The sequence below is a fragment of the Actinoplanes sp. NPDC048791 genome (assembly GCF_040650095.1).
Taxonomy (GTDB): Bacteria; Actinomycetota; Actinomycetes; order Mycobacteriales; family Micromonosporaceae; genus Actinoplanes.
Genome location: NZ_JBEZGQ010001704.1, coordinates 1 through 1,116, shown reverse-complemented (window position 1 = coordinate 1,116; position 1,116 = coordinate 1). Strand labels below are relative to the sequence as shown.

At 76.4% G+C, this 1,116-nt stretch carries 1 protein-coding gene; it reads left to right on the top strand.

What is annotated here, in order from left to right; all coding sequences use genetic code 11:
* Window positions 1-1,115, top strand: a 1,115-nt coding sequence (locus AB0C29_RS49785; RefSeq protein ID WP_360835574.1) for a hypothetical protein, incomplete at its 5' end; no start/stop codon positions are given.
* Window position 1,116: the final 1 nt, after the last annotated feature.

Sequence of the window (1,116 nt, the reverse complement as noted above, 5' to 3'; positions counted from 1 at the left end):
CGGCGCCGGTGCGGGTGGCCCCCGCGGAAGCGCGGCCGATGCCGGTGGCCGTGGTGGTCGCCGGTGCCGGCGCGCTGGCCGTGGCCGTGATCGGCTGGGCGTACGCGTTGACCATCCTGACCCCCGGCATGAAGGACGTCTCGCTGTCCGCGCCGATGCCCGGCGGCGACGGTGAGCTGGCCATGTGGACCGCGGAGCTGCGGGCCACCGCGATTCTGCTGGCCGTGCTGGCCATGCTGGTCGTCACCGCCGATCGCCGGTTCGGCCCGGCCGCCTCATTGCTGGTCGGCGCCGGATTGACGCTGGCCAACGCGGTGCTGCACCGGCTGGACGTCACCGGGCCGGGCGGGCTGCGGCTGGCCCTGCTGGCCGGGGTGGTGCCGGTGGTGGCCGGCTGGCTGGTGTCCGGGGGCGCGATGCCCGGCCGGCTGACCGGCGCCGCGCTGCGCAGGGTGACCGTCGGTGTGCTGATGGCTGCGGGCGTCCTGCCGCTGATCATGTTGCAGGGCACGCCAGGGGTGAACCACCCATACCTGCCGCTCGGGCTGAAGGTCACGACGATCGGCCTGGCCGTGGCCGGCATCCTGCTCGCCGTCGTCCCGGCGCTGGCCCTCAGCCGTCGTCCGGTGCCGGCCTGGGCCGCTGTCCTGCTGCTCGGGGCGCCGATCGCGGTCACCGTCGGAGCCGGGCTGATCCCCCCGCCGCTGTCCGACGACGACACCGGTCCGGCCGCGTACGCCGCGTTCGTCGCCCTGCCGCTCGCGGTCGGATGCCTCGCGCTGTTGCGCCGGCACCGGGCGCGCGGGCGCGGCCGGACCGCCGCCCTGTGGGCCGGGCTGGCCGTGGCCGCATTGCCCGGCACGCTCCTGGCGTTCGTGGTGGGTGGACTGCTGCTGATGTTCGTGCCGAACCTGGTCTTCGACATCGACGGCAGCGGCTACTCGTTCGACGGGCTGTCGTTCGTGCCCGGCACGGCGACGCTGCTCCTGCCGCTGGCGGCGCTGGCCGCGGCCCGCATCGACGGCGCGCCCGGCCCGGCGCGGCCGGGCGATCCCCCGCCGGTCCCGGATCCCGTGCCGCCGGTGGCATCGGCCCGGACGCCGGTGGCCGGCTGAT